Source organism: Caballeronia sp. LP006 (assembly GCF_031450995.1).
In the GTDB taxonomy this organism is placed as follows: domain Bacteria; phylum Pseudomonadota; class Gammaproteobacteria; order Burkholderiales; family Burkholderiaceae; genus Caballeronia.
On sequence record NZ_JARTVW010000005.1, the window covers coordinates 2,851,142 to 2,868,789 of the forward strand.

The 17,648-nt window shown below is 60.1% G+C and carries 14 protein-coding genes and 1 pseudogene; 4 read left to right on the top strand and 11 right to left on the bottom strand.

Annotation, left to right across the window (positions count from 1 at the left end):
* The first annotated feature begins 25 nt into the window (after window positions 1–25).
* Window positions 26–253, top strand: coding sequence for a hypothetical protein (locus tag P9250_RS29885; protein WP_244826201.1), 228 nt, complete (start codon window positions 26–28; stop codon window positions 251–253).
* A gap of 3 nt (window positions 254–256) precedes the next feature.
* Here P9250_RS29885 and rsmA read toward each other — a convergent pair whose 3' ends face one another.
* The 4 genes from rsmA to P9250_RS29905 form a co-directional block, all read right to left on the bottom strand.
* Window positions 257–1,066 carry a 16S rRNA (adenine(1518)-N(6)/adenine(1519)-N(6))-dimethyltransferase RsmA gene (gene rsmA / locus P9250_RS29890; protein WP_250492708.1) on the bottom strand — a complete coding sequence of 270 codons (810 nt, stop codon included), beginning with the start codon at window positions 1,064–1,066 and terminating at the stop codon, window positions 257–259.
* Window positions 1,067–1,113: 47 nt separating this feature from the next.
* The gene (gene pdxA / locus P9250_RS29895) at window positions 1,114–2,115 is read right to left on the bottom strand and encodes a 4-hydroxythreonine-4-phosphate dehydrogenase PdxA (protein ID WP_250465609.1); all 1,002 of its coding nucleotides are present in this window, start codon (window positions 2,113–2,115) and stop codon (window positions 1,114–1,116) included.
* A 6-nt stretch (window positions 2,116–2,121) separates the two neighbouring features.
* A complete protein-coding gene (locus P9250_RS29900) occupies window positions 2,122–3,486 on the bottom strand; it encodes a peptidylprolyl isomerase (RefSeq protein ID WP_409014962.1) in 1,365 nt (454 codons plus the stop codon).
* Between the two features lie 125 nt (window positions 3,487–3,611).
* On the bottom strand, window positions 3,612–6,002 hold the full coding sequence (locus P9250_RS29905; protein WP_244826204.1) for an LPS-assembly protein LptD: 2,391 nt from the start codon (window positions 6,000–6,002) through the stop codon (window positions 3,612–3,614).
* Window positions 6,003–6,248: 246 nt separating this feature from the next.
* On the opposite strand from P9250_RS29905, the gene P9250_RS29910 reads away from it, so the two are divergent.
* From P9250_RS29910 to purB, 3 genes are all read left to right on the top strand, one after another.
* On the top strand, window positions 6,249–7,274 hold the full coding sequence (locus P9250_RS29910; protein ID WP_310396690.1) for a phosphotransferase: 1,026 nt from the start codon (window positions 6,249–6,251) through the stop codon (window positions 7,272–7,274).
* Between the two features lie 6 nt (window positions 7,275–7,280).
* Window positions 7,281–7,988, top strand: a complete 708-nt coding sequence (gene murU / locus P9250_RS29915; protein ID WP_310396692.1) for an N-acetylmuramate alpha-1-phosphate uridylyltransferase MurU — start codon at window positions 7,281–7,283, stop codon at window positions 7,986–7,988.
* A 95-nt stretch (window positions 7,989–8,083) separates the two neighbouring features.
* The gene (gene purB / locus P9250_RS29920; protein ID WP_244826207.1) at window positions 8,084–9,472 is read left to right on the top strand and encodes an adenylosuccinate lyase; all 1,389 of its coding nucleotides are present in this window, start codon (window positions 8,084–8,086) and stop codon (window positions 9,470–9,472) included.
* A gap of 107 nt (window positions 9,473–9,579) precedes the next feature.
* On the opposite strand, the gene P9250_RS29925 is transcribed toward purB, so the two are convergent.
* The 7 genes and pseudogenes from P9250_RS29925 to eda all read right to left on the bottom strand — a co-directional run bounded on the left by P9250_RS29925 (window position 9,580) and on the right by eda (window position 17,590).
* Complete coding sequence (locus P9250_RS29925) at window positions 9,580–10,074, bottom strand: gluconokinase (protein ID WP_244826208.1); 495 nt, start codon at window positions 10,072–10,074, stop codon at window positions 9,580–9,582.
* Window positions 10,075–10,084: 10 nt separating this feature from the next.
* Complete coding sequence (locus P9250_RS29930; protein WP_250465615.1) at window positions 10,085–11,449, bottom strand: GntP family permease; 1,365 nt, start codon at window positions 11,447–11,449, stop codon at window positions 10,085–10,087.
* A 262-nt stretch (window positions 11,450–11,711) separates the two neighbouring features.
* Window positions 11,712–12,023, bottom strand: coding sequence for a hypothetical protein (locus P9250_RS29935; protein ID WP_310396695.1), 312 nt, complete (start codon window positions 12,021–12,023; stop codon window positions 11,712–11,714).
* Window positions 12,024–12,133: 110 nt separating this feature from the next.
* Window positions 12,134–14,167 carry a DUF2827 family protein gene (locus tag P9250_RS29940; protein WP_310396697.1) on the bottom strand — a complete coding sequence of 678 codons (2,034 nt, stop codon included), beginning with the start codon at window positions 14,165–14,167 and terminating at the stop codon, window positions 12,134–12,136.
* Window positions 14,164–15,321 (bottom strand): DUF2827 domain-containing protein, encoded by a 1,158-nt coding sequence (locus P9250_RS29945; protein ID WP_310396699.1) that lies wholly within the window; start codon window positions 15,319–15,321, stop codon window positions 14,164–14,166. Before P9250_RS29945 ends, P9250_RS29940 begins: the two co-directional genes overlap by 4 nt.
* 444 nt (window positions 15,322–15,765) lie before the next feature.
* Window positions 15,766–15,873, bottom strand: a pseudogene (locus P9250_RS29950) (hypothetical protein); the annotation flags it as partial.
* Between the two features lie 1,084 nt (window positions 15,874–16,957).
* Window positions 16,958–17,590 carry a bifunctional 4-hydroxy-2-oxoglutarate aldolase/2-dehydro-3-deoxy-phosphogluconate aldolase gene (eda, locus tag P9250_RS29955; protein WP_310396701.1) on the bottom strand — a complete coding sequence of 211 codons (633 nt, stop codon included), beginning with the start codon at window positions 17,588–17,590 and terminating at the stop codon, window positions 16,958–16,960.
* Between the last annotated feature and the right edge of the window lie 58 nt (window positions 17,591–17,648).

Here is a 17,648-nt window from a genome sequence, read left to right on the forward strand (position 1 = left end):
AGAACGAACAGAACGAGGAGAACAAGTGAGCGCAACGAGCCCTTACACCACGCAGACAGTCGATGCCGCCATCGTGCATCTGGAACGCGTCCTGTCGAAGGAAGGCGCGAATTCGCTGTTCGGCCAGACGTACTGGCGCAGTCGCGTGCAGCAGGTCAGCGCGACGCGCGGCCTGCATCGCGACCAGCGCATGCGGCTCGAACGTCTCATGCGGCTGCTTTCGGACGTTTCGAGCGCCGCGCTATGTCTATGACACTCAAGCCCGCACGAGCGCTTGTGCCAGCGCAACGAACTCCGCCACCGGCACTTCTTCGGCGCGACGCGCGAGATCGAAGCCGAGCGCGTCGAAGTCGATTCTGTCGCGATACGCGCCGAGATTGTTGCGCAGGACCTTGCGACGCTGCGCGAAAGCAGCCTTGACGACTTCACTCAAGGTCGCCTCATCCACCACGGGCAGTTCGTGCGGCGCGAACGGAATCATCCGCACGATCGCGGAATTCACTTTCGGCGGCGGCTGGAAAGATTCGGGCGGCACGTCGATCAGCTTGTCCATCACGTAGCGGTATTGCAGCATCACGGACAGGCGGCCGTAGTCCTTGCTGGCGGGCTCGGCAATCATGCGATCGACCACTTCGTCCTGCAGCATGAAGTGCTGGTCGATCACCTTGGGCGCAAAGCTCGTCAGGTGAAACAAGAGCGGACTCGAAATGTTGTACGGCAGATTCCCGACGATACGCAGCGTCGGCTTGTCGCCTTCCAGCGCGAGCGAGCCGAAGTCGAATTCGAGCGCATCGGCGGAATGTACGACGAGACGCTCGCCAAAGCGCTTTTCCAACCGGCCGATCAAATCGCGGTCGAGTTCCACGGCGTGCAGCGGCGACTCGGGCGTGGCCACCCGTTCGATCAGCGGCTCGGTCAGCGCGGCAAGCCCCGGTCCAATTTCGACCATGCGTTCGCCGTGTTTCGGCGCGATCGTATCGACGATCGAATCGATCACGCCTTGATCGACGAGAAAGTTCTGCCCGAAGCGCTTGCGCGCGAAATGGCCCTGGTGTCTGGTGGACATCGGTCTGACGCCTTTGAAACTGATGTGGATAAAGAACCGCGCGACGCTCAGACGCCGCGCTTGTCTCGGTGCTTGTGGCGCGCCATCGTGACGGCGGCGTCGATGGCCGCGATCATGCTGCCCGCATCGGCGCGGCCCGTGCCCGCGAGATCGAGCGCCGTGCCGTGATCGACGGAAGTGCGGATGATCGGCAAACCCAGCGTGACATTGATGCCTTCGCCAAAGGTTGCGAATTTCAGTACCGGCAAGCCCTGGTCGTGGAACATCGCGAGCACGCAATCGGCGTCTTTCAGATAGCGCGGCTGAAACAGAGTATCCGCCGGATACGGACCCGGCGCGTCGATACCGAGCGCGCGAGCACATTCGAGCGCGGGCGCGATGACATCGATTTCCTCGCGGCCGAGATAACCGTTCTCGCCCGCATGCGGGTTCAGCCCGGTCACGAGAATACGCGGCGCGGCGAGGCCGAAATGCGCGCGCAGATCGTGATCGATGATGCGCAGCGTCTCGACCAATCCGTCGATGGTCAGTGCCGCGGACACGTCCTTCAGCGGCAGATGCGTGGTGGCAAGCGCAACGCGTAATGGCCGCTCGCCCGTGCCCGCCAGCATCATCACGACTTGCGGCGTATGCGTGCGCTCGGCGAGATATTCGGTGTGGCCGGTGAAAGGCACGCCGGCGTCGTTGATCGTGCTCTTTTGCAGCGGTGCGGTAACGATGGCGTCGAACCGGCCTGCGAGCGCGCCGTCGATGGCTGCATCGAGCAGATTCAGCACGTAACGGCCGTTGGCCGCGTTCAGCTTGCCGGCCTCGGCGGGCGCGGCAAGCGCATGATGCTCGATCTCGATTCCACCATGCGCGGCAGGCCAGGACGCGGCGCGTGCCTTGAGCAACTCGCGGTCGCCCAGCACGACGAAGCGCGCTAACGGCCAGCGCGCGTGCGCTTCCTGCAAGGCGGCCGCCGTCAATTCCGGACCGACGCCCGCCGGTTCGCCCGTGGTGATCGCGATGGTGATCGCCGGGGCGAGCGGATGGGTGTCGGCGTTCATGCTGTCTTACTGCTGGGCTTGCGCCGCAATGCCCTTGTACTGCACGTAGGCGGTGTCACGCAGTTCGCGCAGCCAGTCGGAGTACGCCTGTTCCGCCTTGCGCTGACCAATGGCCTGACGCGCGATATCGAGCTGCTGCGTGGCCGACCCTTCCGCGTCGCGCCGACCCAGCACCTGGATCAGGTGATAGCCGTATTCGCTGCGCACCGGGTCGCTCACGGCTTCGTCCTGCAGGCTGTTCATCGCGCGTTCGAACTCGGGCACGGTTTCGCCCGGGCTGATCCAGCCGAGATCGCCGCCTTGCGAGGCCGAACCGTCTTGCGAATACGTGCGCGCGAAGTTCGCGAAATCGCCGCCCGAGAGCACTTGCTGCTTGATGTCGAGCAGCTTCTGGCGCGCCGACTGTTCCGACATGCCATCCGACACGCGCAGCAGAATGTGACGCACGTGCGTCTGCACGAGCTTCGGCGCATCGGCCGCGGTGCCCTGGCTCGCGCGGCGTTCGACCAGCTTGACGATCTCGAAGCCGCCGTCGGTGCGCAGAAGCGTCGGCACGACCTGACCGGGACGCAGCGTGGCCACTGCCGACACGATGCCCGCTGGCAACGTGCCCGGCGTGCGAAAGCCGAGGTCGCCGCCCTTGCCTGCGTCCGTGTCCTGCGAATTCTGCTTGGCAAGTTTCGCGAAGTCGTCGCCGTTTTGCGCTTGCTTAAGCACGGCGTCGGCTTGCGCCTGCACCTTCGCGACATCGGCGGAAGATGCGTCGGAAGACAGCTTGAACATGATGTGCTGCAGGTGCAGATCGCTCGAGTTGCGCGCGCCGGGACCGCGCTGGCTGGCGATGTAGTTCGCCACTTCGCCGTCGGACACGGTGATCTTGCTGTCCACTTCCTTTTCGCGCAGCTTGGAAAGCGTGAGTTCGGTGCGGGCGTCGCGCGTGAAGGTGGCCCAAGGCACGCCTTGCGCCTCGATGCGCGAGCGGTAGACGTCGAGCGTCATCTGGTTTTGCTGCGCGAGACGCTCGAGCGTGCGGTTCACGGTGGCGTCGTCGACGACGATGTTGTCTTCCTTCGCGCGCTGCAACTGAATGCGCTCGAGCACCATCTGATCGAGCACCTGCTGCTGCAATTGTTCAGCGGGCGGCACCGGCGCGTTCTGTTGTTGCAGACGCTGCGCGATGAGGCGCGAGCGATCTTCGAGTTCGCGCCGCGTAATGACGCCGTCGTTGACGATCGCGACGACCGAATCGGTGACTTGGGCACTGCTGCCATTCGACAACGCCTGCGCACCGGCCGGCGAACTCAGGATCAGAGCGGCAGCGATCACGCTTGTTGCAACTACCGTCGATCGAAACATATTCACGTTTGCCACAGATACTCCATCAAATACGGGTCGTGCCCGTTCGTATGCTGCTTCTCGTGCGGTTCTGGCGAGCCGCCTTACTGCTTCTTAGCTGCGTGTTAGAGGATGCCTTGTCCGCCTGCGTTCCCCGAGGCTCACTCGTAGTTGCTGTAGCGGGCGAGCGGCGGCGCTGCTGGCGGCGGAGGCTGGTAGCCCTGGACGCTCGCGCGGAACGCGCTGACGAGGCCGTTGTCGACGTTCGACAGGCCCTTGAACGTAAGCTGCGCGAGCACGCGCGTGCCGGACGAGGGCTGACCGCTGGTGTTGACGCCATTAGCGTAACGTTGCGCGCCGAAACCAAGCGCCCAGCAGTCGGCATCGTACTGGAAGCCCACGAGGCCGTCGACGAGCCGATGACTCGCAAGATCATAATTGACACGAGCGACCGCATAGAGACGATTCGTGAGCGGCCACTCGCCGGACACCAGGATCTGGTTGATCGGCTCGTTCACGAGCGTGGTCTGGTTGGAACGCGTGTAGCGGTAGCCGACGTTGATCACCTTGCGGTCGGCCGGGCTGAACGCGAAGCCGATGCTCGAGCGCACGAGCTGATTGTTGTCGACATTATATTGGAACGCGGTTTCCGAGGCGAAACCAGCTCCCAGCTTGATCGCCGCGCCCGCGATGAGGTCCGAGTGCTTGGCCTCGTTGATCGGCTGATCCTCGGAGATCGTGACGCGCTGGCTCGTGAAATAGTACTGCTGCGCGATGACGAAACGCGCACGTTCATCGCCCGTCGCCGGGTTGATGAAGCGCGTCGTGAGGCCCGCCGTGATGCGGTTTGCGTCCGCGATCCGGTCGTTGCCGACGAACGTGTTCGGCGTGTAAATCTCGGCGAGACCGAAGTCGGCTTCGGCGGTATCGAAGATCGGCGCGAAATTCTGGTTGTGATACGGCGTGTAGACGTAGTAAAGCCGCGGTTCCAGCGTCTGGATGTAGTCCTGGCCGAAGAGCCGCACCGAGCGGTCGAACACGAGACCCGAGTCGAAACTGAGCGTCGGGATCGATTCGGTGAAGTTCTTCGGCTGACCTGCCGGCGTCAGCGGTTGGCCCGCAATCGGCCCGGTCGCGATATGGCTCAGGTCGTAAGAGGCGAAGTGCCACTGAATCTTCGGCGTGACAAAGTAGCCCGGCGCGTTGACCCCGTAACTCACGTACGGGTTGAAGTACATGCGCTGACCGTCGGTCGCGCCTTCCTCGGTGATCGTGAAGCGCGTGAAATCCGCTTCGGCGCCGTAGTCGAAACCGCCGACGTTGAACTTGCTGTACTGCACGTTCAACTGCGGTTCGCGCGCATACGGCGGGACCGACGGCTGCAACGTCTGCCAGCGCTGTTCGCGCGCAAGCACGGACCACGGTCCGTTGCTGTATGTCAGACCCGCTTCCTGCTGGTAGAGCAACTGCGTGCCGTTCAGGAACTGGTTCGACGCGTTGCCCAGGTCTTCCGGATACTGACTGTCCGAAACCTTGTTGTAATTGACGTAACCCGCAAAGCCGCCGCCGAAGTTCTGAAAATGCTTCCAGAAGATGGCATAGCGGTTCGTGTGCGTTTCGCGATCGTTCGGCAAATAGTCGCCAGTGAACGAGCCGGAGTAAGTAGGCGACAGATAGCGGTACGTCGCTTCCATCAGCACACCGCGCTGCGTCATGACGCGCGGCGTCACCGTCAGATCGCGATTAGGCGCGATGTTGAAATAGTACGGCGCCGTCAGTTCGAAGCCCGTGTTCGAACTCACCGAAAAAGTCGGCGGCAGAAAGCCACTGCGGCGGTCGCCCGTCAACGGAAACGACAGCCACGGGCTTGCGAATACCGGCACACCCTGGAAGAACAGCACGCCGTTATGCGCGACGCCGTCTTCGGCGCCGGTATCGAAATCGAACGAACTGCCCTTGATGTACCAGGCCGGATTGGTTTCGCACGCGCAGGCCGTGTAGGTGCCGTGATCGACACGCGCCCGCTCGTTATCGATGATATCGATGCGCTCCGCGCTGCCCGAGCCGCCCGTCAGCAGGAAGTGGTACTTCGGGTTCGTCATGAACCCTTCGTTCGCCTCCACCTTCAAATGCGCTTCGGGACCCACGAACGACACGCCGTTGTTGATGAGCCTGACATTGCCGAAAGCATCGGCCATGTCGGTGTCCTGGTCGTAATGGAGCGCATCGCCCTTGATGACCGTCACCGTGCGCCGGATTTCCGCCGAACCTTTCGCCGCCATGTCCTCGTCGGACGTGCCAGTGGTCTTGTCGCCGAGAAGAAAACTCGTTGGCTGCTGGCCGCTCTTCAGCGGGCGCTCTTCCAGTTGGGGCGCGAGACGCAGGCTGCCGGGACCGTCGATTGGCTGCGGTTCGGCTGCGGGTCCTGCAAGCTGAGCGTGCGCGAAAGCGGGCATCAGGCCCGGAACGGATAAAAGCGCGGCGACGAGCCGCCGCCGGCGTGGCTGAGCGTCGCCTGGAATCTTCGATGCGGGAAACTGTCGTGGCGGCATGTATGGGTGGCGGTTCGATCCCGTTCGCGTCCTGAGCGCGATGCCGACAAGTCTGCGGCCGCGCTTTTGGCCGCGCTGTGACCGCACATGCGTCGAGGTCGAAACTGGACGGTCCGTTGCCAGGCAGGGACGACACTCGATCGAACGGTGACGCGGACAGTCGTCGGGCCTGGCGCCAGGCTTGAAACGGATCGCTTAAAAAAGTCGTGGGGTATTATATGGCAAGATGTTTTGCCTCTCGAATTTATGACGCACATTCCCCCCGATTCCCGCTTCGAACAACTTGGTTCGTGGCTGCAAACCCTCACCGATCGTTACCGGCTCGATGTCGCGACGCTCGCGCCCGCGTCGGCCGACGCCAGCTTTCGCCGCTACTTCAGGCTGGAGAGCGCATCGGAGCATGGCAGCACGCTCATCGCCGTCGATGCCCCGCCGCCCGAGAAATGCCGCGAGTTCGTGCAAATGGCAGGCTTGCTCGAAACCGCCAACGTGCATGTGCCGAAGATTCTCGAAGCCGACTTCGAGGCCGGCTTCATGCTCGTGACCGATCTCGGCACGACCACCTACATCTCCGTCCTCGATGATAAGAACGCGCGCGGGCTCATGCGCGACGCCATCGACGCGCTGATCCGCTTTCAGCAGACTTCGCGCGAAGGCGTGCTCCCGCCGTTCGACGAAGCGTTCCTGCGTCGCGAGATGGAGTTGATGCCCGAGTGGTTCATCAGCCGTCACCTTGGCCGCGAGGTCACACAAGCCGAGCGCAAGACGCTCGACAAGACCTTCGATCTGCTCGTCAAAAGCGCGCTCGCGCAACCGCGGACTTTCATGCTGCGCGACTTCATGCCGCGCAATCTGATGGTCGCGGAGCCGAACCCCGGCGTGCTGGATTTTCAGGACGCGGTGTACGGGCCGATTGCGTACGACATCGCATCGCTCATGCGCGACGCGTTCATCAGCTGGGACGAAGAGTTTCAGCTCGACTGCATCGTGTACTACTGGGAACGCGCGCGAAAGGCCGGCCTTCCGGTCGATGCGGACTTCGGCGAGTTCTATCGTCAGGTCGAGTGGATGGGCCTGCAGCGGCACATCAAGGTGCTCGGGCTGTTCGCGCGCATTCATTATCGCGATGGCAAGTCGCACTATCTGGCGGACTTGCCGCGCTTCATCGGCTACGCGCGCAAGGTGGCCGAACGCTACGCGCCGCTCTTCCCCTTCGCGCGGCTGCTCGATCAGTGGGAAGGCCGCGCGATCGAAGTCGGCTATACGTTCTGAGCGGCCATGAGTCAAACCCTCAACACGGCGATGATCTTCGCCGCCGGCCGCGGCGAACGCATGCGCCCGCTCACCGATTCCTGCCCGAAGCCGCTGCTTGAAGTCGGCGGCAAGCCGTTGATCGTCTGGCAGATCGAGCGGCTCGCGGCGGCGGGCATCCAAACCATCGTCATCAATCACGCGTGGCTCGGCGAGCAGATCGAAGACGCGCTCGGCGACGGTTCGCGCTGGGGCGTCGAGTTGCGCTATTCCGCCGAGACCGACGCGCTGGAAACGGCGGGCGGAATCGCGCAGGCGCTGCATCTGATCGGGCGCGGCGTTTTTATCGCGGTGAGCGGCGATGTGTTCTGCGAGTTCGACTATGCGTCGCTCGGCGAACGCGCCGACAAGCTCGCATCGCGCGATACGCCCGGCATGCATCTCGTGATGGTGCCCAATCCGCCCTTCCATCCAAACGGCGACTTTGCGATGCGCGAAGACGGACTGCTCGCCGTCGACGGCGCGCCGCGCCATACGTTCGGCAACATCGGTCTCTACGACACGCGCATGTTCCATGACCTGACTCCGGGTACGCGCCGCGCGCTGACGCCGTATTACCGCGAGACCATCGTGGGCAGACGCGCCACCGGCGAGTTGTACGTAGGCCGCTGGGAGAACGTCGGCACGCCCGCGCAACTCGACGCGCTAGACCGGGAATTGCGCGCCCAAGGCTGAGGCGCGCCGGGATTGGGACGCATCCGATGGTAAAATGCGCAGTTCTGCCGTCTTTTCCTTCCAGCCGCAAGCAGAAGCTGACACGCCAAGCCATCATGTCCGATACCCGTCCCGATACCCTCTTCGCGCTCACCGCGCTTTCGCCGCTCGACGGTCGCTACGCCTCCAAGACCGAAGCCCTGCGCGAATGGCTCTCCGAGGCCGCATTCATGCGTCACCGCGTGACGGTCGAAATTCATTGGCTGATCGCGCTGTCGCGTGCGGGCTTCGCCGAAGTGCCGCGCTTCTCCGAGGCATCCGAGCAATTTCTGCTGAGCTTGGCCGAGCGCTTCACGGCGCACGACGCGGCGCGCATCAAGGACATCGAGCGCGTCACGAATCATGATGTGAAGGCAGTCGAATACTGGCTGAAGGAATCGGTCAAGGGTCAGCCGGAACTGGAACGCGCGAGCGAGTTCATTCACTTCGCGTGTACGTCGGAAGATATCAACAACACGTCGCACGGGCTCATGCTCGCCGGCGCGCGCGAACATGTGATCGTGCCCGCGCTGCGCTCGGTGCACGAGCGCCTGGTGAAGCTCGCGCACGCACACGCCGAACAGCCAATGCTCTCGCGCACGCACGGCCAGCCCGCGAGCCCGACGACGCTCGGCAAGGAAATCGCCAACGTGGCGGCGCGTCTGTCGCGCGCCATCGAACGTATCGTCGAGGTGCCGTTGCTTGGCAAGATGAACGGCGCGGTCGGCAATTACAACGCGCATCTGTCGGCGTATCCGGAGTTCGACTGGGAAGCGTTTTCGAAGGATGTCGTCGAAAACCGTTTGAAGCTCACGTTCAATCCGTACACGATCCAGATCGAGCCGCACGACTACATGGCGGAACTGTTCGATGCCGTCGCGCGCGCGAACACGATTCTGCTCGACCTCGATCGCGACGTGTGGGGATACATCTCGCTTGGCTACTTCAAGCAGCGCACGAAAGCGGGCGAGATTGGTTCATCGACGATGCCGCACAAGGTCAACCCAATCGACTTCGAAAACTCGGAAGGCAATCTCGGCCTAGCGAACGCGACGCTGCGCCATCTTTCCGACAAGCTGCCGATTTCGCGCTGGCAGCGCGACCTCACCGATTCGACGGTGCTGCGCAATATCGGCGTGGCATTCGGCTACTCGCTGCTCTCCTACGACGCGCTGATCCGCGGTCTGGACAAGCTCGAGGTGAACGCGGCGCGCCTGAACGAAGATCTCGACAATTGCTGGGAAGTGCTCGCCGAGCCCGTGCAAACGGTGATGCGCCGTTTCGGCATCGAGAATCCGTATGAGCAACTGAAGGAACTGACGCGCGGCAAAGGCATCACGCGCGAAGGCTTGCAGACGTTCATCAATGGTCTCGCGATTCCCGCGGATGCGAAGCAGCTGCTGCTCGACATGACGCCGGGTTCGTATATCGGCAAGGCGGTCGAGCTGGCGAAGCGAATCGCTTGACGTTCGATCGGGCCGCTTGAGCCGGCCCTTCCGCACTTGCTCGCTTCATAAAAGAAGGCCCCGCGCTTGAACACGCGGGGCCTTTTTTGATGCCTATCGCTCCTGACTCAGCGCGTCTTGAGCTTCTCGATCACGTTATCCACGATCTGCTCAGGCGTGAGTTCAATACTCTCGATGATCGCCTCGTCTTCGCCCGGCTCCTCGAGCGTATCGAGCTGGCTTTGCAACAGCGACGGCTCGAAGAAGTGGCCTGTGCGCGTCTGCAGGCGCTCCTTCAATACGTCGAACGTGCCTTGCAGATAGACGAAAACGACGTCCTTGTCGCCATCGCGCAAGATGTCGCGATACGAGCGCTTCAACGACGAGCACGTGAACACCGCCGTTTCGCCCGCGCGCTTTTTCTCTTCGATCGCCGCGCGGATCGTCTTGAGCCACGGCCAGCGGTCGTCGTCCGTCAGCGGGATGCCCTTGTGCATCTTTTCCTTGTTGGCGGCGCTGTGGAACGCGTCGCCGTCAGTGAACGGGCATTGCAGGCGTTCCGCCAGCATTTCGCCGATGCGGGTTTTGCCGGCGCCCGAGACGCCCATCGCGATCAGAATCATCAAAATCTCCTTACACGACCGCCGCGAGCGCGAAGGTCAAACCTAAACCCATCAGGGAAATCAGCGTTTCGAGCAACGACCAGGTCTTGAACGTCTGTCCGACCGTCATCCCGAAATACTCTTTGATCAGCCAGAAGCCGCCATCGTTCACGTGCGAGAAGATCAGCGAGCCAGAGCCGGTAGCAAGTACCAGCAACTCGGGACTGACGTGACCGCCTGCCGCCGCGGCAATCGGCGCCACGATACCGCATGCGGTCGTCATGGCGACAGTCGCCGAGCCGGTGGCCAGGCGAATCAGCGCGGCGACAAACCAGCCGAGCAGCAAGGGCGAAAGATTCGCTTGCGAAGCGGTGGCGACGATCTGCTGAGAAATGCCGCTCTCACGAAGGATATTGCCGAAACCGCCGCCCGCGCCCACGATCAGCGTGATGCCCGCGATTGGCGCAAGACATTCGCCGCAGAACTTCTGGATCTGATCGCGATTGAAGCCGCGCGCCGCACCGAAAGTCCAGAAACTGACCAGCACGGCAATCAGAAGCGCCATGTCGGACTGACCGACGAAGCGTAGAAGGTCGTTGGGCAGCGTCTTCGGCGTGAAGACCAAGTCAGCCCAACTGCCGACGAGCATGAGAATCACCGGCAACAGAATGGTGAAGAGCGTAATGCCGAAGCTCGGCAGATCGCGCTTTTTTTCCGTATCGCCATGCTTGCTGATGAACTGGTCGGCCAGCGCATTGGCGTCCGGCAGCTTGATGTACTTGTGGATCATGAGCGCAAAAAGCGGCCCGGCGACAATTGCGGTCGGAATCCCGACGATCAGACCATACGCAATCGTCCTGCCGATATCGGCGTGATACGCCTGCACCGCGAGCAACGCGGCCGGGTGCGGCGGAATCAGACCGTGCACGACCGAAAGGCCGGCGACCATCGGCAGACCGATCAGCAGCAAGGACTTGCCCGTGCGTTTGGCGACATTGAACGCGATCGGAATCAGCAGCACGAAACCCACCTCGAAGAACACCGGCAAGCCCACGATGATCGCCACGACCATCATCGCCCAGTGAATGTTCTTTTCGCCGAAGACATTGATCAGCGTATTGGCGACGCGCTCGGCGCCGCCGGATTCCGCCATCATTTTGCCGAGCATCGTGCCGAGACCCACGACGATGGCAATATGCCCGAGCGTATTGCCGTTGCCGGTCTCGAACGCCTTGACGATCTTGTCCATCGGCATGCCGACCGCAAGCGCGAGCAGCACGGACACGATGATCAGAACGAGAAACGGGTAAACCTTAAAACGCGCGATCATCAGGATCAGAACCGCGATCGCGATTACCGCATAGAGCAGGAGCATGCTCCCGTGGACGGCCGGCATGACGCCTCCTTTGATTTTGTTGAGGTTTTTGGCGCTATGCGTGCGTTTGCCGTCGCTGCAAAGAAGCAACGGGCAAGCGCGTGCACCGCGCCGAAGAATCGGGATTTTACTGGTAAGCGGGAAAGTCGTCCGTAAAGCGGTCGAAGGACAACATAAAGCTGAATTTGGATGCGCGCGCCGTCGCTTGAATATGAAAAGAGCCGACTTGTTGAGAGTCGGCTCTTTCGTGCAAATTGCTTCGCGCTGATTCGAACAGCTTGAATCAGGACGCCGGATTCGCGGTCGATGCGGCAGAACCGCAGGTGAAGGTGATCTCACGCGGATCGTTACGGCCTTGATTGCCTTGCAGACCGTCGACTGCCTGCACCAGAACCACTTGGCGATCCTGGCAAATCTTTGTCGCCGCGCTCATGCACGACTTCTTCGACTCGAACAGACCGGAGCATGTGACACGATAGGCTTCGCCCTGATTTGCGATGTTCACCTTTCGAGCCGTATAGGCCATGCCTGTGTCGGTGGTGCATGCAGACAAAATTGCCGCTGCTGAGATGATGGAAATAAGATACTTGAACATCTTGTAACTGCCGGGTAATTGATGGTTGCTTGAATCGAGCGCCTGGGCAAACGCGCGACTACGCGAATGCCCAGGCTTTGCTTCCTGACTTTCACGTCAGGAAGCTCGCTTTACCACCGGTACGAAGCGTTGGCGCTGTACACGGTGCCATTGCGGCTCGTACCCGCACCCGCCTGCAACACGAGGTTCTGCGTGACGCGCAGGTTCATCGCGACGGCAGCCGCCGCATAACCCTGATACGCGGCGCCGCCCACACCGACGGACATATCCTTGTCCTGATCGATGTGCGGGACCATGGCCAGAGCCGTAGCCGCTGCAATACCCGAGTAGGCAGTGCGACCGATGTTGGTGACCTGGCTTTGCATCCCGGCAACCGCACCGTCCGTGTAGCTGTTGGATTGTGCGACCGCGTCGTTCAACTGGTTCACGTTGACCATATCCGTGTCTTGCGTACCAGCCGCGACGTTGGTGATCTGACGCTCACTTCCCACCGCACCAACCGACACCGTCTGAGCACGATCCGCCACGGAACTTGCACCCAAGGCAACGGAGTTGTCCGCCGTAGCCTGGCTGCCTGCGCCGATCGCCGTTGCGTAGTTCCCGCTCGCAAGGGCATTCGTGCCCATTGCGGTGGTGCTCATGCCCGTGGCTTGTGCGTTCGCGCCGCTTGCTACAGCGTGCGGACCGCTAGCCACGGCCGCTTCGGTCGTGCGGTCGCCATCAGCCGCAAAGAGCGGATTCGCACTCGCGGTGACGTTCTGGATGGAACTGGCCAGCGCGTCGAACTGCGCCTTATTGGCCAAGTCGGTCGGAGCGACACCGGCTTGAACGCCATGGATCTGCGTGCCTTGGGCGCCGCTCAGCGTGATGTTGCTGTAGTCGGTGTTGCCGTTGGCATCCGTGTCGAACGTTGCGGCCGTCTTCGCGGTTTGATTGCCGTAGAGGCCAGAATCCTTCAACTGACCAACCGTTGCGACGTCACTGTCAGCAATACCGTTCGCGATGTTGGTAATACGCAGCTTGTCCGTGCTGTTGCCGAACGACACTGTGTTCGCCTGGTCGGCGACAGCGTTGGTAGCCAAAGCCACCGCATTGTCGGCCGTCGCCACGGCGTTGCCGCCGATTGCGATCGAGTTCTTGCCCGTTGCCGACGAGTCGATCAAGACGGAGTTGGCATGGAAGTACTTGATGCCACCCCCGTTCGCGGCAGTGCTCATGGCCGTCGAGATGCTCGTGACGTCGGTCATCGCAGTGCTCACGGTCGTCGACATCGAGTCGATGCCCGTCGACAGTGAGTTCACAGTGGTCGACATCGAGTTGACGGTCGTCGAGATCGACGTGGAGAGCGAACTGAAGCCCGTCGAGAGCGAGGACACACCTGTCGAGAGCGAGGACATGCCCGTCGACAAGGAATCCACGCCCGTGGACATACGTTCAATCATGTCCGGATTCTCCCGATGCGCCATTTCACAGCAGAGCATGGGGATATAACTCGTTTTCACCATGCAGACATTCGGCTCAAAGATTCCGATCCGCCAGCGGCCACGGCCACGCTGATATCCAAACGTCTGGCCCTCTGGCAATTTCGCAACCTCGCGGTCGAGAACCACAGGACTCCAAAGGTGCGGCATCAGCTTCACGGGCGCACGGAAGAGCGTCTCGAAGTATGGCGCACAACTGCGCTCGTATTCCGGGAGCGTCCAAACCTCGTCATACGGCGCACCCGAGATAAGCAGCGCGTGTTGCAGGTTAAAGACCATTCGCTCGATGTCAATGACGTAGTCATTACCCACGCGCATCGTAATGATCTTTCCGCCGCCGTCTCGAAACTTGATCGACCATTCCTTATTGAGCTGCGCGCTCATCTCGATCATTACGTCGAGCTTCGTCATGGCTGTTTCCATGTCGATGAGCGGTGCCGGCGAATCGACCAAGAAACGCTTGGCGTCCTCCGGGCCACCATCGCCGCCGCCCGTCACCAAATAAGTGGCTTTTACGCGCGGAGAACGCTTAAGCAGCATGACGAGATACAGGCAGTTCTGGAAAATGCCGTTTTCCCAGAGCGATTGCTCGCCTTTTCGGATAAAAATGGAAACGCCGACATTCAACCGCTCCGGCATGAGGGGTTTTGTTTGCTTGTTCATACGCCGAGCTTCACAGTGCTGTGGTTGCAGAGGTGCAGCAACCGATTGGCGAAACTATCGAGATTCGCTTGTTGAAACGGATTGACCGAGTCGATTACACGCTGGGCTCGTGCGCGATAGTCAGCTAGCGATGCGTCGTGTTCGCGAGCAGCCAATAAGAGTTGCCGGCCGCCCTCCTGCGCGTTGAAATCCGGGTAGTAGTAGCCCGCGTCGAGCCAAGGCGAGTTGTGCACCAACGGATAGCCGCCATACAAGACGTCAAGATAAAGATAATTCTGGTCGTTTCCCCATTGATGAGAGACGACGGCATCTGCGTACTGCGCCATGAAGCCTGCTATGTCATTTCGACCGTGAAATGTTGCCTTGCTGTCTTTCACGATGTTGAGCGAATTCGCCATTTGCACGAGCGTCGGATGATCCTTCATGTGCAGCGAGTTGAGCACATGCATGTGCGACACGCTCGAAGGCACGGCTCGATATGCTTCTTCGCATACCAACATCGGAATGCTCGACGTCTTCACAACTGAAATGTTCGGCTCGAACATTGCGACACGAAAGCCCTGCGCATGTGGTGGATCTTCCAATGAAGTTCCGCTCCGACGCTGATATCCGAAATGGAGTCCGTGTTCGCTTACTTCGGCAATGCGTTGTTCGAGAAACTGCGGATGCCAGATGAATGGCACGAGATGAACGTCGCAACGGTGGAGCGTACGCATCATGGGGATTGACAACCGATCTTTCGGCATCAACCAGATTTCGTCATAGCGGTCCGGCCGCATGACGTGAACCGGTTTATCGAAAACAGGCGCCTCAATGAGACCAACGTAGGGCTGCCCGCAGCAGTAATAAACCACCTTCTTGCCGCGTGCGCGCATTAGATCAAGCCACTGGGTATCCAGCGCACCACCCATCTCGAAAATCACATCGACATGATTGGTTGCGTCCGCTGCGCGCATGATGCGCACCTTTCTAGACGACAGATCGACTTGCGGCGGCATCGCGTTTTGATCGCCAACATCAATCAATGAAACGCTTTCTACGAACGGTAACCGTTGGAGAGCTTCCGCCAAGAAGATGACATTTTGCCCAAGCCCGTTCTGCCAGATGTTCTGTCCTTGATGCGTTACGACAGAAATTCCGATTCGGATTGTCATTAGTTGTTATCCCAGAAATGACGAAGCGCATTTTCAGAAATTGAAACGCTGCGCTGTTGGCTTTGCGTTTGAGAGACTGCCGTACCCAAAGACGCACGCGTTGCCATTTGCCAAACGCTGATGGGAAGCAGGAGAGACCGTAATCAAGCGTTTTTGCCGGAGGACAAAAAGCGGATTCCTTGGTCAAATATATAGAAGAACACCTGAAATTCCCAGTGAACCTGACGGTTTATGAGAGTCGTCCTATGACGGTGCCAGGGTTCTAGTCTGCCAACGCTGAAAGGCAGTCCGGCAGGCTAAAACGTCCGACCGCTTTCGGTGGAAAAGCTAAGAAGTTTCGGGGCACTTTGCTCAAAAGAGCGTGCGGAAGATCGGCGCAAGAAAGCGTCGCCACAGTTCGTAACGATGTCTCGCTTTGTATCACCGAGGCTCGTCTTGACGGCACGATCCTATGCCACGCCGCACTGCATCGATGTCCGCGCCCACCATGTCGGCACGATTCGCCAACTCGCTCACGAACGAGATACGCGTCGCAAGCATTGCATTAGCAGCGGTTTGGTTGCGACGAATGAAAATGCACGAATGCGCGCACCGACGCCAGCACAGTGCAATTCGGTGGCCTCTGTTACTCTGCTATAGCGTCGAGGTGCGGTTCGACCCAATACATCGAGCCATGCGTACTTGTTCCACTTAGGAAGAAGCTAAGGCACACTAAGTGTCGAATCGGGCCTATTTCGCTTCGCGTCGCACGTCGCTTGTTGCTTGCTGATCGTTGCTCGCTCGCAAGCGTCAGCAAATGTCGAGTCTTGCAGAAGCAGTTACTTCTGGTTCAGCATCCTGCGGTCAAGTTCGTTTCTCTGTCACCTGCTTTCAGCCATCACCAGTGCGGATACCAATGATTTTCTTCGTCTTAGCTCGCTCTTTTTATACTACTAAAATCGTTCGTGTCCGTGGATCACGAATTCAATTATCCGACGGCGTATAGCGGCGAAAAATTCGCAGAATCTGTTTATTCAAAATCCACACCTATCTCAGCCTGTTTTAATAAATTGGCGAACAGTGTTGGTTCGAACCAAATCGCCCAACAATCGAAACCATCGGGCCGTTTCGCACGTTGAGTAGATTTCAATTTTTAAGATGCTCAAATTCAACTTAGAAGCATCGATTGAAATGTTAATTCACACATCGTCTGCATCTTGCCGTGATGCAGCCAGTGGTGCGGAGCCACTCAGCGACGGCTTGCTCGAGCCGTTGGTTCTGACGGATAAGACTAAAAACGTCGACGACCAAGTGCTGAACTCTTACTCAACACGACACAACGCTTAACTCGTCAGTGTCAGCCGAAATTTGCTGAAGAACCCCCAAGCATTTTGAAGGATGAGCTCTTGGGTCCTACGTCACCGCCATCAAGGGTGTGTGCAGAACGGGCGTGACGCACAAAAGTAGAAGTCGATATTTCAAGCGTCACGTCGAAGATGCGGGCCGACAAGAACCGACTAGATCGGAAAAGGGCTCGATAAGCGAGTACCACCACGAAACGCGAGCTCGGCTCAGGGCACGTCACCTTTGTACAAAGGACGCGCCCCTAAGGACAAGCTCATGCGCGAGAGAAATCACATCTCTTTAGCCCAGCAACTCACCCCTGCGCCGTCAACTCCGTAGCCGCCCGCGCCAGCCTCGTAACCTCCTCCCAATTCTGCGTAGCCAGCGCAGCCTTCGGCGTCAACCAAGACCCGCCCACACAAACCACATTTGGCTGCGCCAAGAAGCTCGTCGCCGTCTCGGCAGTAATCCCGCCCGTCGGACAGAACTTCAAGTTGGGAAACGGCCCATGAAAAGCCTGCAGCATCGGAATTCCACCCGCCTGCTGCGCCGGAAAAAACTTCACGATTTCATATCCAAGTTCCATCGCCGTAATGATGTCGCTCGGGGTCATCACGCCAGGCAGCAATGGCAAGCCCGCATCTTGCGCAGCCTTATGCATGTCTTTCGTCAAGCCGGGTGACACACCGAATTGCGCACCCGCCTTCTTTGCCTGTGCGCAATGCTCGGGTTTCGTGATCGTGCCGACGCCCACGACGATATCGTCCGCAAGCTGGCTTGCGCGTTCGATTGCCGCGATACCCGCGGCCGTGCGCAACGTAATCTCCAACACCTTCACGCCGCCAGCGTGCAGCGCGCGCGAGACGTGCTCGCCCTGCTCGACCGAATCGAAGGCAAGAACAGGAATGACAGGACCAAGACGGACGATTTCGCTTACCGTTTTCATGTGATACGACTCCTGGTGTTTGATGCGGCGCCGTTGTCTAACGGCCAAGCCGCGAGGT

Bases quoted from the DNA above. Each gene is read 5' to 3' on its own strand.
- P9250_RS29910 (WP_310396690.1), top strand. From the start codon at position 6,249: ATGACGCACATTCCCCCCGATTCCCGCTTCGAACAACTTGGTTCGTGG.
- P9250_RS29905 (WP_244826204.1), bottom strand. From the start codon at position 6,002: ATGCCGCCACGACAGTTTCCCGCATCGAAGATTCCAGGCGACGCTCAG.
- murU (WP_310396692.1), top strand. From the start codon at position 7,281: ATGAGTCAAACCCTCAACACGGCGATGATCTTCGCCGCCGGCCGCGGC.
- P9250_RS29940 (WP_310396697.1), bottom strand. From the start codon at position 14,167: ATGAACAAGCAAACAAAACCCCTCATGCCGGAGCGGTTGAATGTCGGC.
- P9250_RS29945 (WP_310396699.1), bottom strand. From the start codon at position 15,321: ATGACAATCCGAATCGGAATTTCTGTCGTAACGCATCAAGGACAGAAC.
- P9250_RS29930 (WP_250465615.1), bottom strand. From the start codon at position 11,449: ATGCCGGCCGTCCACGGGAGCATGCTCCTGCTCTATGCGGTAATCGCG.
- rsmA (WP_250492708.1), bottom strand. From the start codon at position 1,066: ATGTCCACCAGACACCAGGGCCATTTCGCGCGCAAGCGCTTCGGGCAG.
- pdxA (WP_250465609.1), bottom strand. From the start codon at position 2,115: ATGAACGCCGACACCCATCCGCTCGCCCCGGCGATCACCATCGCGATC.
- P9250_RS29935 (WP_310396695.1), bottom strand. From the start codon at position 12,023: ATGTTCAAGTATCTTATTTCCATCATCTCAGCAGCGGCAATTTTGTCT.
- P9250_RS29925 (WP_244826208.1), bottom strand. From the start codon at position 10,074: ATGATTCTGATCGCGATGGGCGTCTCGGGCGCCGGCAAAACCCGCATC.
- eda (WP_310396701.1), bottom strand. From the start codon at position 17,590: ATGAAAACGGTAAGCGAAATCGTCCGTCTTGGTCCTGTCATTCCTGTT.
- purB (WP_244826207.1), top strand. From the start codon at position 8,084: ATGTCCGATACCCGTCCCGATACCCTCTTCGCGCTCACCGCGCTTTCG.